This is a genomic window from Pseudoalteromonas sp. NS-SX12, assembly GCF_057367955.1.
Genome location: NZ_CM170634.1, coordinates 2,087,512 through 2,104,341, shown reverse-complemented (window position 1 = coordinate 2,104,341; position 16,830 = coordinate 2,087,512). Strand labels below are relative to the sequence as shown.

The window sequence follows — 16,830 nt, the reverse complement described above, 5'->3', positions numbered from 1 at the left end:
AAAAGCCACCGCAAGGGTGGCTTTTGTTTAAATCTGGTTGTGACGTTACAGTTCGTCAAATTCTCTTATTTTTTCAACATATTGCCTAACAGTGGCAACACCCAGCTCTTCGCGGTTATGGTCGAGAATTGTCGCGCTAAACTCATCGGCAATTTTCTTAGCCGCGCTGTGAAGCATATTAAACGACGGTAAACTGTCACCTGCACAAGGCAGTGTCATAAACAAGCTTACGCCTTCAGTTTGAAGTTGTTCCATATTATCAATATCGAACGTGCCTGGGTTAAACATATTTGCTAAACGAAATAGCACTGGGCCCTGACCTGATGCATCTTCATGACGATTAAAGAAGCCATCCTCTGAATACTTAAAACCTAATGTAAGTAATAACGGCAGTAGCGAAGAGCCTTGCATCGGCAAACCTTCTTCGGTTTGAATATGAATGATGATGTAGTCTTGAACTGCTGTCTTACCTTCAGGCGCTTGTTCTGGCTCGTCACTGACTTGTGTGCTTGGCTCATCGTCATCAATGCTAATCGATAAATCACCTAGTTCTGGTTCATCATTCACATTTAATTTTGCGCTCATTTGTGGTTCAACCACAGATGCTTTTTCGCTTTCGGGTGCTGCTTCTTTTTTGTCTGGAGCGGCACTTGGTTCTTGAACAAGTGTGCGGCTGTCATTTTTACGGATTGACCAAAGGCCATGAAGCAGTACGCCGCCAATTACTAACGCACCACCAATAATTAACACCCACCTTAGTTCGTCACTCATTCAAGTACCCTTAAATTTATATTTTTTTCCGATTTACAAAATTATTAAGCAAGCGGCACTTAATTTCAACCGCTTATCTTATGCAAAGTGCACAGATAAGACTAGTTGCTGATAATTTATACCGAAAGCTAAGCGGATTCTGACATTTCTAACGCTTTTTCAATATCCACCGCAACCACGCGAGACGCACCTGGCTCAGCCATAGTTACACCGGTTAAGCGCGCGGCCATTTCCATGGCGATTTTATTGTGACTAATATACACAAATTGCACGTCTTGTGACATTTCTTCCACTAAACGACAAAAACGCCCAACGTTGGCATCATCGAGCGGCGCATCTACCTCATCTAACATACAAAATGGCGCGGGATTTAATTGGAAAATAGAAAAAACCAACGACAACGCCGTCAGTGCTTTTTCACCACCACTGAGTAAATGAATCGTCGCATTTTTCTTACCTGGAGGACGCGCCATGATTGCCACCCCCGTTTCCAGTAAATCGTCTGATGTCAGCTCTAAATAGGCCGAGCCACCCCCAAATACTTTTGGAAACAAGTTCTGCAAGCCATTGTTCACTTGATCAAATGTCGCTTTAAAGCGCTGTTTGGTTTCTCGGTCTATTTTAACGATTGCCGTTTCTAATGTATCAAGCGCGCTGATTAAATCATCGTATTGTTGGTCAAGGTAATTTTTACGCTCAAATGCTTTATCAAACTCTTCTATCGCCGCTAGGTTAATTGCACCTAATCCAGCAATATCGCTCGAGACTTTGTTCAATTGGCTTTGTAAACTATTAAGTTTGGCATCTTCAGGAAGCGCGGCAATCACGTCTTTTAGCTGTGTGTTTAATTCTGCAAGCGGTGACAGTGCCGCTTCCGATTTTAGCTGAAACCCTTGTTGTTCAAGTATAATATTTTGTCTTTGTTGTTTCAGGTTATCGAGCTTTTGCTGCTCAGTACCAATGCCCGACTCGGCTTGCTTTAATTTCTCTTTCGCATCATCTAGATTGCGCTGCTTTTGCGACTTTTGCTCGATAAGCGACTCAAGCATAAGGTGCTGTTCCGCAATCGCCTCGTCAAGTTCAACCAGCGGCAGTTGAATGTCTTCAAGTGTAAACTTTGCTTCTTCAAGTTGCTCGTTAAGCTCACTAAAGCGTGATGAAAACTGGCCTAATTTGGACTCACATAAGGCTGCTTGGTTTTTTACACTCTCTAAATGTAATTGTTGCTTATGGTGCTGATTTTTCTCATTTTCATAGGCATTTTGAAGCTGCCTAGTAACCAGTTTGGCATTATGATAATCCGCTTCTAAGGATTCTTGCTGCTGTTTTAAATCACTGAGGCGTGTTTCGGCTTTAGTTAATTGCGCAGTCAACGGCGCTTGTTCGTTGCCTACAGCGTCAAGTTGAGTAATCAGTGCCGCTAGCTCATTTTGTGTTTCGTCACATTGCTTCGTAATAGCCGCTAAACGTTCGCTAGCAAAATTATGTTCTGCTTGTTTTTGTGTGAGCGATTGCATTAGTGATGATAACGCGTGTTGCTTTTGTGTTGAAACAACACGCAACTCATCAACCTTTTTTTGCTCTGCAGTAAGCACTTTTTGCGCACTTTCGAGTTCGCTTTGTACCGCGGGTATCGCTTTCTCTATGTCTTTTAATAACTGGTGTTTTACGATGTGTGAACTTTCACTATCAAACTCACAGGGAATACACCAGTTAGCGCCGCGTAAATCGCCGCGCTGATCCACCGCAAATAAAAATGGCCCTGACCAAAAATCACCTTCTAACGTATCGATATTTTCAACAGCAGCAATCGCATTAAAGTATTGTGGGATGGGCCCTGTAGTGATTTTCTCAGCCAATGACCCATTTGTGCAATGGTGTGTTTGCGGCCAAATACTGGGTGTTTTGCATTCGCCATCGAACTGCGCGCTAACATGCGCATGGCTTAAATTAAACAAACTTGCTTCAACTGCCACTTGCCAAGATTTATCGACACTAAGCTTAGAGACAAGCGTTGGTGAGCCTGACTGGCTCTGTGTGTTTTCACCTACAACCGTTAAAAGCGCCGCTTGTTTTGCCGCTAAATCATTACAGGTTTGCTCGCTTTTCCTCGCTGCTGTATGTTTTTGAGCAAGCACATCTTGCGCTTGTTGGAGCTGAATATTTGCGCTTTCACATTCAGCTTCGGCTTGTTGCACGAGGGTTTTTGCTTGTGTTAAATCAATAGCTTCCAGTTGCTGCTCAAGTGTTTCACGCTCTGATTTCAGTTGGCTTTGGCGCTGCTGGCAAGCGCTTTGTTGCTCTGACAGTTGCGCGTATTTAACATTTAATGCAGACAGTGCTTTTTGCTGCTCAGTTTGCGCTTTTATAATTGTTTGGTTTTCCAACAAGGATGCTTGATAAGCGCTATAACTGGTTTCTTGCTGTACTTTTTGTTCTTCGTATTTGTGTAAGCTGATTTCTAACTGTTCTGCGGTACTTTCAAGCGCTTCGTTTGAAAACGCAACTTGTTCGCTAATGTCATCAAACTGTTGCTTTGTTTGCTGCTGCTCTTGCTGGATTTGCTGATACTGTGTTTGTAACTGCGCAATGCGTTGGCTGAGCTGAGTTTTTTGGCTTTGCTTATGCACTTTATCTTGTTCGTCACGCGCCAACTTGTTGCGCAACTGATATTCTTGGTGCTGCGCATCATTCACCATGTCATTAGCTTGTTCGATTGCCAATTTTAATGCCGAAATCACATCATCATGACCGCTGTGCGCTTCGCTAAGAAATGCGATTTGCTCATTAATTTGCGCCAGTTTTTCTTCGCTTTCGAGTAGTTTTTGTTGCAGTGCTTGCCATTTAAGCACGCATATTTGCGCTTTTAAGGTACGTTCTTTGGCTTTAGCAGTGGTGTAAGTGCGCGCTTTTTCTGCCTGCTCTGTTAGCACATTGAGTTGATTTTCAAGTTCGGTGCGTAAATCAAGCAAACGCTCTAGATTGTCGCGCGTGCTGTTTAAGCGCGTTTGTGTTTCGCGTCGTCTTTCTTTGTATTTTGAAACGCCAGCCGCTTCCTCGAGGAAAATCCGTAAATCCTGTGGCTTACTTTCAATTAAACGCGAGATCATGCCCTGTTCGATAATCGCATAACTGCGTGGGCCAAGTCCGGTACCCAGAAAAATATCCGTGATATCACGCTTACGGCATTTCTCACCATTTAAATAGTATTGTGATACGCCATCACGGGTAACTAAGCGTTTAATCGCTATTTGGTTACGTGACGCAAGCGTGCCCGGTAAACGTCCTTCAGTATTATCAAATAATAATTCAACAGACGCTTGTGAAACTGGTTTGCGTTCTGTTGAGCCATTAAAAATGACGTCGGTCATGGCGTCGCCGCGCAGGTTTTTAGCCGAGCTTTCACCTAGTACCCAGCGCACAGCATCGATGACGTTTGATTTACCACAGCCATTTGGACCAACAACACAGGTCATTTGATCGGGAAATGGAATTTTACTTGGCTCTACAAACGATTTGAAACCCGCGAGCTTAATTGAGGCTAGACGCATTTTATTCTTATTTGATTGTCTAAATAGTAAGAAAATTAAAGGCCAACTTTATCAGATTTACCCTAATTGAAACAACTTGTAACGCTTAACAACAAAATCTGGTTTAAAGGGAATATACGGCTTATTATAATCGCTAAGGTGAGTTGTTGTTTTATTGGAGTTTTCCATGCAATTAGGAAAAGGGTTCGAATATTTTTTATCGGGCTTTAGTTTAATCAGCCAAAAAGGGTTAAAACGCTTTGTGCTGATCCCATTACTAATTAACTTGGTGCTATTTGGTAGCTCGTTATTTTTTATTATTGGTTGGATTGAACAAGGCGTTAACTACCTCAATGGCTACCTGCCTGACTTTCTATCTTGGTTAGAATTTATTATATGGCCTATTGCATTGTTGCTGGTGTTGTTTATCTACTCCATGGTGTTTACGGTTATCACTAACTTTATCGCTGCACCATTTAACGGCTTATTAAGTGAAAAGGTCGAGCTGTATTTAACAGGGCAACGCGTTAACGACGATGGGTTAGCTGATTTACTTAAAGACGTACCACGTATGCTTGGCCGTGAATTGGCAAAACTGATGTACTACTTACCAAAAGCTTTGTTGTTTTTAATTTTACTGCTGTTTATTCCGGTGTTTGGTCAAGTGATGTGGTTTTTATTTAGCGCGTGGATGTTTGCCGTACAATACATTGATTACCCGTTTGATAATCACAAAATCCCGTTTGCTGAAGCGCGTCAGCACTTAAAGCAAAAACAGGGCTTAAGTTACGGTTTTGGCGGCGCAGTATTAATTTTTAGTATGGTGCCAATCGTTAACTTAATTGTAATGCCGGTAGCGGTATGTGGCGCAACGCGTTTGTTTGTTGAAAACTATCGTGTCAATTATCGCGCTTAGTATATAGCGTTCACTAAAAAGGCTGCAATTGCAGCCTTTTTTGATTTAAGTATCAGTAGCGATTAACTATAAACGTTTTGCGGTACTTTTAAGATTTGAATATGTACTGTGATTTCTTCACGGTCATGGTAGAGCTGCTTTGCTTGCAGTTCATACTTGATGTTGTACTTAGTCAGCTCTTCATGAATTAAGTTTAAACACTGATAAACCGCGTCAAAACGTTTTTTCATCGGCAGTTTTAAGTTGAAGATTTGCTCTTTTACAAAGCCGTTTACCGCCCAATCAATCATTAAATTAGCGACCTTAATTGGTTTTTCAACCATATCGCATACTAACCAATCAATATTGCGCTTATCCGGACGGAATTTAAAGCCATCTTCACGCTTATGTTTAACTTGGCCTGTTTCCATTAATGACTCAGCCATAGGACCGTTATCAATTGCTTGTACCATCATGCCACGGCGCACTAACTGATACGTCCAACCACCTGGGCACGCACCTAAATCAACACCACGCATGCCCGGTTGCAAACGTGACTCATGTTCGTCTTTTGGTACGAAAACGTGAAACGCTTCATCAAGTTTCAGCGTTGAGCGGCTTGGCGCATCTTTTGGCATACGCAGACGCGGAATACCCATATAAAATGGTGAATTGTTATAGCTGTAAGAAAAACCAACGTATGCAGCGCTATTTGACAAAAACATTACGTGTAAAACAGGACGGTTTTTCACTTCATTAGCAAGTAAGGTTTCTTGCGCCACTAACGATTTACGTAGTGGTACGGATAGCTTTTTACAAAACTTTTGCAGCTCTTTACCGTCGTTGGTGTCTGGTGTTTCTACCCGTAGCTCACCACACAATGGAAACTCGCTAACCGCCTCACTAATAGCTGAAACGCGGTCTTCAATCGGCATTTTATCAACCAGTTGACCAACAAACCATTGACGTGCAAAAACCATTTCTTTAAATGGCAACTTACGCACAACAACTTCGGCTTCTAACGGGTCATAGCAGTTAAAGGTGATATAACCGCTGTTATCTTTTGCTTTTACAAATCCACCAATTTCACGCAGTGCTGCATGGTGGCTTATTTCGGCGGCACAATCGTTTTCAAAACCCGGACGACAATAAATTACAATCGCAGACATTTTTCTCACTTACTTAACTTGAGCTGGTTTATGGTTAATAACCGAAACGGTAAACAGTAACCAACTCACAATAAAACACACGCCACCAAGTGGCGTTATTGGGCCAAAAATCTTTATACCCGTTGTTGCCAACAAGTATAGACTGCCACTAAAAAACAAAATGCCTACAATGGCAAAAATACTGGCCCACTTTAATTTGTACCCGCTGTTTCCCAGTAATCCAAACAAGATTAACGCTAAACCGTGAATAAACTGATAATCAACACCGGTTTGAAACACCGCTATCATTGCTGGGCTGATTATTGATTTTAATCCATGTGCTGCAAATGCACCTAACATCACGGCGAGGGCACAAAAAATGCCACCTGCTGCTAAGCTAAACCTGTTCATAGTTGTTTTGCGATAAACTGAGATGCAATTTCGGCTGCTGTTTGCCAATTTTGCAGTTGGGTTAAACCACTCGCTTTTCGTGGTACTAATGAATGATCCCCATCAGGGATCCAAAAAGTGTGCACATTATCGCATACTGGATAACTTTCTACCTCATCTTTTTTACCAAAGGTATCACGCTCACCTTGAATTATTGCAAGTGGCGCTTTGAGATCAGGAAAATGTTCGATTCGAAGCTTTTCTGGCTTGCCAGGTGGATGAAATGGGTAACCAAAAGCAACAACGCCCTTGACGCTTTGTTCACACGCCAACATTGATGCCATTCGTCCGCCCATTGACTTACCGCCAATAAATAAAGGTAAGTTAGCATCAACCTCTGCAAGTATGCTTTCAAAATAGGCTAATAGTTTTGGTGCACGTTGCGGCGGGCGTTTTTTGCCCTCTAATTTGGCTTGCTGCATATACTCAAAATCAAATAAGCCAACTGTGACGCCTAATTTCGCTAAATTGTTGGCCATGGTGACCATAAACTCTGAATCCATGCCTGCACCAGCACCGTGCGCCAAAATCAATTGCGCAATGGGTTTATCTGCATTTACCCAATTAATCATTAAAACCTGCCTCAATCTGTTCTTTTTCTACCATGCTGAGCATCCACTCTTTAAATGCCACGATTTTACCTAATTCAGACTGCGATTCTCTCAGCACTAAATAAAAGGCATTTTTACTTTCTAAGTGATGGCTAAATGGCACTATTAATCGCCCGGAATCGATTTCTGGCTTGGCTAAAACACTGTTTACCAGTGCGATACCCTGCCCGTGCACCGCGGCTTGCAATACCATTGAAGAGTGACTAAAAATAGGCCCCTGATTTACCCGCGAATTAGCAACGCCCAACGTTTTGAACCAACTTTTCCAAGGTTTACGTGTCATATCATGCAGCAATGTATGGTGTTGTAAGTCGTTTGGCTCTGCCAGCGGCTTGGGCCCGTTTAACAATAACGGGCTACATAAGGGCACTAAGTATTCGGTATGAAGTTTGTGACTTTGTACGCCACTCCAATGACCGCGACCATAATAAATCGCCACATCAACATCATCAGTTAACGAGTTTTCGTCTAAATCTTGCGCTTTAATACGAATATCAATCTCCGGATGCAACTCGTTAAACGCTTGCAACCGTGGTACCAACCATTGAATCGCAAAACTCGGGGTTAAACTTACTGCTACCGAACCTTTTGCGCCACGCGCTAATAACTTTTCTGTTGCATCAACCAATTGGGTGAATATTTCTTTAATATCGAGAAAATACGCCTGCCCTTCTTCTGTTAGTAACAGTGAACGATTTCGCCTTAAAAATAATTTTAAGCCTAGGTGTTCTTCTAAGGTTTTAATTTGATGACTAACAGCGGCTTGCGTAACAAACAGCTCGTCTGCTGCTTTGGTAAAGCTTAAATTACGGGCGGCTGCTTCAAACGCTTTGAGTGAGTTTAGCGGGGGCAATCTTCTCGACATGACAACCTGATGACGTATTCATTAGTTTTTTTTATCTGAACGCATTATAAATCATCGTTTTTAAAAGGCAAACAACTTGGTTATTATTTACTCCGAGAGGAAAAACTGCCAACCAAATTATAGTTTTCCCCCTTAATCATTTAAGTAGCATTTTAGAACTTAGATATTTATGCAACCCAGATGCATAAATTGAGTTTGTTTAATTTAGGCAAACTTAGTGATTTTTAGCAGCATAAAATAAGCGTTACACTGCGAATAACTTGCTGCTGAAACTCAAACAATTAAAACGTGGGTTATTCACGTTTAATCTGCCCAATAAAAAAGACGCATATTGCGTCTTTTTTAATGCCTTTTATGCAAAGGTATTAGAGCGTGTTGACCTTTATGGTTTAAATTCTGTTCATATCCAAACCGTTTTGACCGCAGTGTCGCTTTGTAGGCCTAGTTGGCTAAACCAAAAAGTGACAACAAAGAGCATAACCCGCTAATCTTCTTCGATGTTTTCTACACCTTTAGTGCCTTTGTGAGCTTTTAATTTGTGATGAATTGCCGTTTTAATTAGCATATAGCCACTGATTGGTGCCGTGATCAGTAAAAAGATCGATATCAAAATTTCTTTCGCGCTTGGCTCATTAACGATTGCACTAAAATAAACAATAGAAGCAATTAGCACACCCGCCATGCCCAACGTAGTTGCCTTAGTTGGACCATGTAAACGCATAAAGAAGTCCGGCATACGGTTCATACCAATTGAACCAATTAGAATAAACACGCCGCCTAACAACAACAGTAGTGAAACAATAATCTCTGCCATAATAATTACTCTATAATATCGCCGCGTAAAAGAAACTTACAAATTGCCACCGTACTGACAAACCCGAGCATGGCAATCAACAATGCTGCTTCAAAATAAAGCTCTGACGCCACTTTAATGCCGTACAATACAATAAGCGCAATACTGTTTATATACATGGTATCAAGCGCTAAGATGCGATCTGGCACAGATGGCCCGAGAATTAGGCGCCATAAATTAAGTAACAGTGACACGCCAATCATTGCCGATACAATTAGTATAACGGTGCTTAACATTGAAAAATCTCCTTAAGCGGTGCTTCATAACGGCTTTTAATCGTCGCAATTAGTTCTGCTTCGTTATCTAAGTCAAGAACATGAATAAGCAAATAGCGCTGCGTCACTTCTTCACCCTCGTCTAACGACTCAGGAAACGGATACACCTCTGCGCTCACAGTACCCGGTGTTAAGGAAACTGTGCTCGCTAGTATGGTGATTGGCATTTCATGAGTTAAATCAAGCGGTACTTTTACAAACGCCGGACGCAATTTTTTAATTGGCCCTAAAATCAGAAACGCTACTTGCACATTGGCGGTAACAATATCGTATAACACCAATAAAAAGTGCTTAAACGCAAGCCACTTGCGCATAATCAGCGGCTGAGGTTCACGAAAGCGCAGCGTTGCAAGTGGGATCACTGTAGCTAGAATAGCTCCTAACACGATATGCCCGAGCGAATAGCTGTTATTTAGCAGTAACCAGACGAAAAACAATAAAATGCTTCGAAATGGTGTTGGAAAAAGACTAAAACGAGCTTCAAAACGCATCTTACTTGCCTCCTAATACAGCTTGTTGCAAGCCAAGGGTATCGAATACTTGTGTTGCGGCAAGCGTGGTAATTTCGCTGATCGGTCCTGCGAAAATACTTAATAGTGGCGAACAAAGCAGCAAGCTGATTACGCCCACTAACTGACAACTCGTTGCCTTTGTCTCTGACGGCTCTTGCCCGTTATGACGCCAAAACAGCTGCGAACCTGCGCGTGTAAGCGTTACTAATACGAGTAAAGACACCACCAAATAAACTGCCCAGAACCAAGCTGCTTTATCAACGTTGAGGGCTTCTTGTAATAACCAAACTTTACCAATAAATCCTGAGAACGGAGGCATACCAACCACAGCAAGCACAAACACAATAAAGCTGGTACCCAATAAAATAGGTTGCCCAATTGGTTTGGCGGGTACAAGACGTACACCTACTTTGCCTCGCTGTTTACCAATCACATCTGCTAGTAAAAATAAGCCCGCTGTCACCAATGTTGAATGCACTAAATAATACAATGCTGCCGCAATGGCGCCTGGCGTATTAAATGCCACAGCAGCGATTAACGTGCCTATCGATACAATAACAAGATTTGCCACAATCATACGAAGGTCTTTACTAGCAAGTACGCCCAAAATACCAATAACTAATGTGATAATTGCCGCAGGCCATAACCACATTTGTGCGATATGGGTGCTTGCATCATTTGGGTCAACAAAAATTGTTGGGTAAACACGAATAATCGCGTAAATACCAACTTTGGTCATAATCGCAAATAACGCGGCGACCACTGGCAGTGCCGATGCATAAGTTGCCGGTAGCCAAAATTGCAATGGGATCACTGCTGCTTTAAGTGCAAACACGATAAGTAACAGCATGCCACCGATATTTAATAGTGCTCGGTCATCGCCCGATAACAACGCCGCTTTTGCCGCCATATCTGCAATATTCAAGGTACCTAATACGCCGTATAAAATACCGAGCGCAACCAAGAACACACTTGAGCCTACCAAGTTTAAAACCACGTAATGCAACGCAGATTGCGTTTTGTGTTTATCAGAGCTGTGCATCAATAATGCGTACGATGAAATCAGTAAGACTTCAAAGAATACGAATAGGTTAAATAAGTCACCCGTTAAAAATGCACCGTTCACACCTAACAATAAGAAATGTAATAGTGGGTGGAAGAAGCTACCGGCTTCATCATCACCACACAGTGAATAAAGTACACAAATCAGCGCAAGAAACGATGTCAGTGTCACTAACAGCGATGACATTACGTCAGCAACTAATACAATGCCAAAAGGCGCTTGCCAGTTCCCGATAGCATAAACAAATATTTCACCAGACAGCGCATTGTTTAGCATATAACCGCTTACTACGAGAGTAAGCAATGCCATGATGCTTGAAACAATGCGTCGCGCTTGTAAGTTTTTCCCTGATGGTGGTAGTAATAATAAAATACCAGCCAGCATCGGCACTAAAACAGGCAAAGATACAAAATGTGGCACGTATACTACTCCTTGCCTTTAATCTTCGGGAAACGCGCATGTACATGGTCATGCCCTAAATCTGCGCGTGCACGTATGGCAAGAATCACCACAAATGCCGTCATCGCAAAGCCAATTACAATAGCCGTTAGTACCAGCGCTTGTGGCAGAGGATCAGCATATTGTGCTGATTCACCTAATACCGCAGCCTTGTTACTGTGAATTCGACCTGATGCAAAAAGAAACAGGTTAACCCCGTACGACATCATAGTAAGCCCTAACACCACTGGAAAGGTTCTGCCACGTAAAATTAAAAATACACCGCAGGCAAATAACACCCCAACGCATGTTGCATAGAGTACTTCCATTATTTTGCCTCCTTCGGTTGGCTAGCTAATGTGAGTTTACCTAGGCTTGCTAGAATCATTAAGGTTGCACCTACTACCGTTAAATAAACACCTAAATCAAATGCAATCGCACTTGCTAGTTCAATTTTGCCGATAAACGGAATATCAAAGTATTCGAACCAAGACGTCAGGAATGGTCTATCGAAGAACCAACTACCGATACCCGTCACAAAAGCAATCGCAATACCGAATGCTATTATCTTACGGTAATTAATATCCAGTCGCTCATAGATCCAATCAGAACCACGTGCAATGTATTGTAATATCATCGCAATCGCGGTAATCAAGCCAGCGATAAAACCACCACCTGGTAAGTTATGACCGCGTAAGAAAATATACACACTTACCATAAGTGCTAATGGCAATAATGCTTGAGAAATGCTGGCAAGTAGCATTGGGTAACGCTCAATCGCCCACGGACGCCCTTCGCCATCACTCGCTGGCATAAAGAGTGGTAAGTTAAGTAACAATTTGTAGATACCCAACGCTGCGATACCTAACACGGTAATTTCGCCTAAGGTATCAAAACCACGGAAATCAACCAGAATCACGTTTACAACGTTAGTACCACCGCCGCCGGTTTTCGCGTTTTCAACGAAGAACTGTGAAATTGAATTAAGCGGACGGGTCATAATTGCATAACAGATAGAACCAATAATCACACCTACCGCCGATGCGATACCCACATCACGAACAAGACGCAGCGACGTTGACTCTTTTGGTGTGCGATGTGGCAAGAAAAACAGTGCCAACATCAGCAATACAATTGTCACTACTTCTACTGTTAACTGCGTTAGTGCTAAATCAGGCGCAGAGAAACGTGTAAACGCTACCGATACCATTAAACCTACAATCGAAATCATTAATAACGATGTCATACGTGAACGGTGGCAAATTACAGTAGCAACTGCACCAACAATAAGTAAGCCTGCGCCAATCACATTATGCGGATCGATTGGTTGCGGCGTTTGGTCACCTGCCAGTTCCAACATGTCAAATAGTGGAATACCTGCAAACACCAAAACGGTCACCAACAACCAAGCAATGTAACGCTGTAGTGAACCCGTTTCCATGCGGTACATTATTTTTTCAGACACTGTCGCAATACTATCTAGCGCATTTAAAAATGCCGATTTAGGGTCCACATCGGGTAACGACGCGTTAAATTGGAATAAATACTTACGCTGCCAGTAAATTAATAAACCAATGGTTACGGCAAGGAAACTCATAAGTAGTGGTAAATTCAAACCATGCCAAATTGCTAAGCTGTATTGTGGCAAACTACCATCACCAATCACCGCTAGCGATGCACTCGCCAGTAGCGAATCAACAACAAAATTCGGGAACATACCAACGATAATACACAGTGCCACAAGTACTTCTACCGGCACGCGCATATAGCGTGGCGGTTCATGAATTTCTCTGCTGATACCAACTGGCTCACCGTTAAAGAATACATCGTGAATAAAGCGCATTGAATACGCCACCGAAAACGCACCCGCTAAGGTTGCGAGTACCGGAATAAGCCAAGACATTGAGCCAAGCACGTGTTGATGCAGCGTTTCAGCAAAGAACATCTCTTTTGATAAGAAACCATTTAGCAGCGGCACACCCGCCATTGACGCGGCTGCAACCATAGCGAGCGTTGCGGTATACGGTAAATACTTCCATAAGCCATTAAGCTTACGCATATCGCGAGAGCCAGTTTCGTGGTCAATAATACCGGTTGCCATAAACAGTGACGCTTTAAATGTCGCGTGGTTAATAATATGAAAAATCGCGGCAACAGCTGCCATTTCGGTATCTAAACCGAGTAATAAGGTAATTAAACCTAAGTGCGAAATCGTTGAATACGCCAATAAACCTTTTAAGTCATGTTTAAATAACGCAACGTAAGCACCGACAATTAAGGTTGCCAAACCGGTCAAAGTGACAATAGCAAACCACAGCTCAGTACCTGATAGCGCTGGATAAAAACGCGCAAGTAAAAAGATACCTGCTTTTACCATAGTCGCCGAGTGTAAATACGCACTTACCGGAGTCGGTGCGGCCATCGCATGTGGCAACCAAAAGTGGAATGGGAACTGAGCAGACTTGGTAAAGGCGCCCAGAAGAATCAAGATTAATGTAACAGGATAAAGCGCGTGTTCTTTAATTATGTGGCCGTTATTTAAAATATCATCAAGATTGTAACTGCCAACAATATTACCGACTAAGATCAGACCTGCAAGCAAGGCTAAACCACCGCCACCGGTAATGGTAAGTGCCATGCGCGCGCCTTGACGCGCTTCGGATGTATGCCACCAATAGCTGATTAATAAAAATGAGCTAATACTGGTAAGCTCCCAGAACACCCACATTTGAATAACGTTGTTAGACAACACAATGCCAAGCATTGCTGTCATAAACAGCATTAAAAAAGTATAGAACCGCGCCATATTGTCTTTACTACTAAGGTAGTAGCGCGCATACAAAATAATTAGCAAACCAATGCCTAAAATCATTAGGCAGAAAAGAAGCGCTAATCCATCAAGTCGAAAACTGAGATTAATTCCAAGCAGCGGGATCCATTGCACACTTTCTCTTAGCACATTGCCATCAAGCACAGCTGATGTGTGATAAAGAACAATGGCGAGCGCTACAACCGGAAATATTGCAATTGATAATGCAGCGTAGGTACGCGAAAGTTTATTCGTCGTCGCTGCAAATAAGCTGCCTAATAGGGATAACACAGGTATCCACATTAATGACATAGTTTTATCCTTTGGCTTTTCCCTATTTTTACAACAAGGTTAAAGCGTGAGTTATGCTAGCAAGTAAGTTGCGTAGCCGCGCGTGATTGCGCTATGCATACATTTTTATATTTATACGTTAAAAACGCCTGTCATGTCTAGATTAAGCGTATGTAATTGAACACAAAACAAGCCATTTCGCAGTTTTAATAAATATAGTGTAAATACTAAATAAAGACTATTGAAAAAGGATGTAAATCTTTTAACTACAAGCTGTTAAATTCACTCATAGCCTGTTTTAGCCAAGTTTCATATAAATCTGGTAGTGGCAGGTCAAGCAGCTCTAGATTTGAGGTTGATTTAACCGGTTTGTACGCCTGCCCCTCTGCCTGATTACAGGTGTTGGTCAAATACCAAGTGTGCCCGTCAACCTTCAGCGTGCGGGTAACTTCTTTTTTCTTTGGCACAACAATTAAGTTTTTAGCGATGCGCGTTGGTTTCGTCACATTGCACAGTCGCTTTGCCAGTTGTTTTTTAAGTGGATACTCATCAATAAAACCGTACAAGTGCATTAGTTCATGCAGTAATACACGCTCTGATTGTTGAGAACGCATAAAAACATAATTACCCGACGCGTTAGCAATACCCGTTTCGCTAAAAAATGCGATTTTATCGTACGAAAGTTGTGAAAACGCTTTTTTATCACGTATTTCGCAGCGTATGCGCCTACCGGCTGCGCCATCACATTGCAATTTAGAACGATCAAAGTAAACAGGCTGACTTAAACACACGGGCAGCGAAAACGCTTTATCAAAACGCTGCTTTAGCTGAATGACTTGGTTGTAAGCCTTTAAATCAGTTACTGCTAGCATTATCTTTTGCATGCATTGCTCGTTTTTATAAATCGGCACTAATTGATGCGCTGTTGCCGCAAGCGGTAAACCAAGTGCCATTGCAACGCGAGTCTGTTGTTTGTGTGTTAGCGGCCAAGGGAAATCATGCAGCGCTTGCCACTGATCTGCTTCTTCATAATGGGCAGCTAACTGTTTTCTTGCAATCAATGAGCCCCGCTTTGCCGCGCTGATTAACGTGGATTGGTACAAATGTTGGTTATTTGAAAACTCATTGGCAAGCAGCGCCATCGCATCGGCGTTTTGATTATTGGCATAGACACGTAAATGGGCGATTGAATGGTGATAAGTTTGCACATTTGGCAATATTGCGCGTTCTGCCAAAGTTGCATAATACGGGTTTGGAAAAGCAGAAAACGCCTGTAACAGGCGTTTTTCGTTATAACAGTAACTTGAAGTAAGAAAGCTACTTAAAAAGAGGACAGTTAACCACTTCACTGTATTTCGTCAGGTGTTTGCTCGTCACTGTATAGTAAACGTAGCTCTAAGCGAGCATATTTATATTCAACAAATTCATACACGTTAGTTGCCATTGCCAAATTAAAATAATCTTCCGCTTTAAGCGGCTTATTATCAGCTACGGCATCTTTTGCCAGGTAGAAATAAGCTTCACATAAACGCTCTAAGTACTCTCGGTGGCTGGTTAAGTCTTTTTGCACATTAAGTAATAAATCGCGTTCGCTTAGCTCACCTAAAAAGTATTGTACAAGCTGATACGACCAACGTGATTTATCGAGTTTTTCAGCATGTTGCTGTAACTCGGTTAGCGCGCGCGTTGCATCAACTTCACGCGTTGCTAAGTAAACCCATACAGCACGATATGAATCGCTATCGTCAGCATTTAAAAATTTTTTTAAGTCGCGCTCTGCTAAATCAGGACGCGATCCGTAATAAAGCGCAATACCACGGTTTAAATAAGCATACTGATGTTCTGGTAATAGCTCGATTACCGCATCAAAGCTTTCATAGGCTTGTTCATACTGCATCGCTAAGGTGTAGTAAATTCCTGTAAAATTATACACTTCAGCAAAATCAGGCTTTAGCTTTAACGCATAGTTAAAATCAAGGCGAGCAAGTGTTGATAAGCCAACGCTATCGTATAGTGCACCGCGTTTATGGTGTAGTGCGGCACGTTGCTCGGTGGTAATTTCAGGGCTATTTAGCGCTTGATTAATACGTGCAATTTCCAACTCTTTACGGAAGTCGTGTTGTAATGGCCCAGCAAAAGGCACATTAACAACCGGGTGGTCGCCCTGTTCAACATCATTTGTCGCCTGACAGCCGACTAGGCTCGCGCCTATCGCTAAAGTTGCAAGAAGCCGTTTCAATTTATTCACTAAAATCTATCCTTAAAATTAACTGCTCTGCTATTAGAGCATAAAAAAAGGGGCTATTCAGCCCCTTTTTT

Annotated in this window: 15 protein-coding genes; 1 reads left to right on the top strand and 14 read right to left on the bottom strand. The window is 42.2% G+C overall.

The window, feature by feature from the left end:
* Positions 1–45 precede the first annotated feature (45 nt).
* The gene (gene zipA, locus AC2IOM_RS09705; protein ID WP_486358238.1) at positions 46–771 is read right to left on the bottom strand and encodes a cell division protein ZipA; all 726 of its coding nucleotides are present in this window, start codon (positions 769–771) and stop codon (positions 46–48) included.
* Positions 772–899: 128 nt separating this feature from the next.
* Positions 900–4,322, bottom strand: a complete 3,423-nt coding sequence (locus tag AC2IOM_RS09700; protein WP_486358237.1) for an AAA family ATPase — start codon at positions 4,320–4,322, stop codon at positions 900–902.
* Positions 4,323–4,488: 166 nt separating this feature from the next.
* Here AC2IOM_RS09700 and cysZ point away from each other — a divergent pair, with 166 nt between their 5' ends.
* Positions 4,489–5,217, top strand: coding sequence for a sulfate transporter CysZ (gene cysZ, locus AC2IOM_RS09695; RefSeq protein ID WP_486358236.1), 729 nt, complete (start codon positions 4,489–4,491; stop codon positions 5,215–5,217).
* A 62-nt stretch (positions 5,218–5,279) separates the two neighbouring features.
* Here cysZ and rlmM read toward each other — a convergent pair whose 3' ends face one another.
* The 12 genes from rlmM to nlpI all read right to left on the bottom strand — a co-directional run bounded on the left by rlmM (position 5,280) and on the right by nlpI (position 16,759).
* Positions 5,280–6,365, bottom strand: a complete 1,086-nt coding sequence (gene rlmM / locus AC2IOM_RS09690; protein ID WP_054980080.1) for a 23S rRNA (cytidine(2498)-2'-O)-methyltransferase RlmM — start codon at positions 6,363–6,365, stop codon at positions 5,280–5,282.
* A gap of 9 nt (positions 6,366–6,374) precedes the next feature.
* On the bottom strand, positions 6,375–6,755 hold the full coding sequence (locus AC2IOM_RS09685; protein WP_486358235.1) for a DUF423 domain-containing protein: 381 nt from the start codon (positions 6,753–6,755) through the stop codon (positions 6,375–6,377).
* Complete coding sequence (locus AC2IOM_RS09680) at positions 6,752–7,366, bottom strand: alpha/beta family hydrolase (RefSeq protein ID WP_486358234.1); 615 nt, start codon at positions 7,364–7,366, stop codon at positions 6,752–6,754. Before AC2IOM_RS09680 ends, AC2IOM_RS09685 begins: the two co-directional genes overlap by 4 nt.
* Positions 7,359–8,270 (bottom strand): transcriptional regulator GcvA, encoded by a 912-nt coding sequence (locus AC2IOM_RS09675; protein ID WP_010559801.1) that lies wholly within the window; start codon positions 8,268–8,270, stop codon positions 7,359–7,361. The genes AC2IOM_RS09680 and AC2IOM_RS09675 overlap by 8 nt, the downstream gene beginning before the upstream one ends.
* 484 nt (positions 8,271–8,754) lie before the next feature.
* Positions 8,755–9,084, bottom strand: coding sequence for a Na+/H+ antiporter subunit G (locus AC2IOM_RS09670; RefSeq protein ID WP_010559800.1), 330 nt, complete (start codon positions 9,082–9,084; stop codon positions 8,755–8,757).
* A 5-nt stretch (positions 9,085–9,089) separates the two neighbouring features.
* Positions 9,090–9,359 (bottom strand): K+/H+ antiporter subunit F, encoded by a 270-nt coding sequence (locus AC2IOM_RS09665; protein WP_010559799.1) that lies wholly within the window; start codon positions 9,357–9,359, stop codon positions 9,090–9,092.
* Positions 9,353–9,889, bottom strand: coding sequence for a Na+/H+ antiporter subunit E (locus tag AC2IOM_RS09660; RefSeq protein WP_105171672.1), 537 nt, complete (start codon positions 9,887–9,889; stop codon positions 9,353–9,355). The genes AC2IOM_RS09665 and AC2IOM_RS09660 overlap by 7 nt, the downstream gene beginning before the upstream one ends.
* A 1-nt stretch (position 9,890) precedes the next feature.
* On the bottom strand, positions 9,891–11,393 hold the full coding sequence (locus tag AC2IOM_RS09655) for a monovalent cation/H+ antiporter subunit D (protein ID WP_486358233.1): 1,503 nt from the start codon (positions 11,391–11,393) through the stop codon (positions 9,891–9,893).
* A gap of 5 nt (positions 11,394–11,398) precedes the next feature.
* Positions 11,399–11,740 (bottom strand): Na+/H+ antiporter subunit C, encoded by a 342-nt coding sequence (locus AC2IOM_RS09650; protein ID WP_010559796.1) that lies wholly within the window; start codon positions 11,738–11,740, stop codon positions 11,399–11,401.
* Positions 11,740–14,532 (bottom strand): monovalent cation/H+ antiporter subunit A, encoded by a 2,793-nt coding sequence (locus AC2IOM_RS09645; RefSeq protein WP_486358232.1) that lies wholly within the window; start codon positions 14,530–14,532, stop codon positions 11,740–11,742. Before AC2IOM_RS09645 ends, AC2IOM_RS09650 begins: the two co-directional genes overlap by 1 nt.
* 245 nt (positions 14,533–14,777) lie before the next feature.
* A complete protein-coding gene (locus tag AC2IOM_RS09640) occupies positions 14,778–15,860 on the bottom strand; it encodes a hypothetical protein (RefSeq protein ID WP_486358231.1) in 1,083 nt (360 codons plus the stop codon).
* A complete protein-coding gene (gene nlpI / locus AC2IOM_RS09635; protein WP_010559793.1) occupies positions 15,857–16,759 on the bottom strand; it encodes a lipoprotein NlpI in 903 nt (300 codons plus the stop codon). Before nlpI ends, AC2IOM_RS09640 begins: the two co-directional genes overlap by 4 nt.
* Positions 16,760–16,830 lie beyond the last annotated feature (71 nt).